Origin of the sequence: Vibrio sp. Vb1980 (assembly GCF_033338615.1) — a bacterium.
GTDB classification, from domain to species: domain Bacteria; phylum Pseudomonadota; class Gammaproteobacteria; order Enterobacterales; family Vibrionaceae; genus Vibrio; species Vibrio alginolyticus.
Genome location: NZ_JAWOSZ010000048.1, coordinates 1 through 1,698, shown reverse-complemented (window position 1 = coordinate 1,698; position 1,698 = coordinate 1). Strand labels below are relative to the sequence as shown.

The window sequence follows — 1,698 nt, the reverse complement described above, 5'->3', positions numbered from 1 at the left end:
GAGAACGCGCATAACAAATTGTTCAAGAGTGATTCGGCACGCGTGGCATTTTTACTATGCGTTGGTTTTAGTGGTTAATGTGGTATGCGGAGACTTAGGTATTGCGTGCCTCACACCTTAACAAGGCGTTATGTTTACTTGCATTTCAAAGGCTTAAAGGTCTTAGGCTCTAGTTCTTTGTCCCTCTGGCAATTCGTCCCTAGTAGACTCAGCAAATCAGTATTGTCGGTCTAAGTTCTTGAACCAATCAGCCCGTAAAACATACCAATGTTCGTGGGTTGCTTCATTGTCAGGTCGTGGCGGTCGGTTTTTAGTTTAACTGGCTCAAAGTCGCTTTTGGATTCTTAGCCAATTAGCATTTTGGCTTGGCAGTTGCCTCGGCAATTTGCCATTGTTTTGCACTTTGGTTGGAAAGACAGGTCGCTTGTTGGAGCTTCGTCGGGTTGCCTCATTGGGCAGGGAAGTGGAATTACTGGTTTTGGGTTAGTCGCTTTTGGTGGCCAAGTTGGTTCTTGCCTTGTGGTTTGGTTCAGAAAACTAGCTTGAAATAGCAGTTCTTTCTCAATAAAGTCAGTGACTTGTGGTAAAACATAACAAACTGTTCAAGAGGGATTCGCAACGCGTGGCATTTTTACTATGCGTTGGTTTTAGTGTTTAAGGTGGTTTGCGGCGGCTTCGGAATTGCGTTGCTCACCCCTTAACAGGGCGTTATACGAATAGAGGGAAATTATGTACAAAAGTAATGATTTTAACTTGGATTCAAAAGAGTTCAGGTTTAAGAAAGACTCATATCCTTTGTCTAAGATAAACAATGTTAGGGTTAAAAAGTTAAGTTTTCTTGATAATTTAGGTCAAGTTTTATTCTGGGTGTGTGTGTTTTCAGGGGCAGTTTGGTTAGTTATTCCAAGGTTGGAAGAGGTGCCACAATGGCTACTAGTTTTAGTTCTTAGTCTGACGGTTGTAGGTTTGGTTTTTGCTCTTTTTCGTTGTTCTAAATATGCACTTCAAGTCGAGTTTCGCCACATAGATGAAACGGGCGTTCAATGGGTTAATGTCGCTAAGTCGTACTCAAAGTCAGATTGTGAGTTATTTGAACAGCAAGTGTTGGCACTGAAGAAATTCGTATAACAAATTGTTCAAGAGTGATTCGGCACGCGTGGCATTTTTACTATGCGTTGGCTTTAGTGGTTAAGGTGTTATGCGGAACCTTCGGTATTGCGTGCCTCACACCTTAACAAGGCGTTAGTTGCCAACGAGAAGATCGCAGCTAAAACAGAGTGTTTAGGTCTAATCGTTCGTGTGCTTTGCTCGATTCTGCACTTCGAACTTCGGGATCTTGGCTCGCGGAAATTGAGCTTCGATCTTTTCCTAGTTTGGTTTGCGGTTTCAGAAGCCGATTTACTTGTTGAAAGTCAGCTTTGTGGCATTGTTTCTCCAAAAGGTCTTTTTGGTGTTGTCAGTTCGTTTTCTACGGCGTTGCGTGTTCCAAGTGGTTTCAGCGACAAACGCTTTGAAACTGCGCCTGACTTGAGTTTTCCAACATACGTAAAGCAAGTGTTGGCAAAACGGTAATTAACTTCAAATCAAAGCTTTAGGTTTGGCAACTAACAAAGCATTCAAGAGGGGCTTTGTTTCCTAAATCAGGGAACTAAATCATCAGCCTACGATCTGATCAGCTAAGCTCATTCAAATAATTAG

2 protein-coding genes are annotated in these 1,698 nt (G+C 42.3%); both read left to right on the top strand.

Annotated elements, in window-relative coordinates; all coding sequences use genetic code 11:
* Positions 1-729: 729 nt before the first annotated feature.
* A complete protein-coding gene (locus R7F64_RS23710; protein ID WP_025539256.1) occupies positions 730-1,128 on the top strand; it encodes a DUF6232 family protein in 399 nt (132 codons plus the stop codon).
* Positions 1,129-1,215: 87 nt separating this feature from the next.
* Complete coding sequence (locus tag R7F64_RS23705; protein WP_318072130.1) at positions 1,216-1,572, top strand: hypothetical protein; 357 nt, start codon at positions 1,216-1,218, stop codon at positions 1,570-1,572.
* The last annotated feature ends 126 nt before the right edge of the window (positions 1,573-1,698 follow it).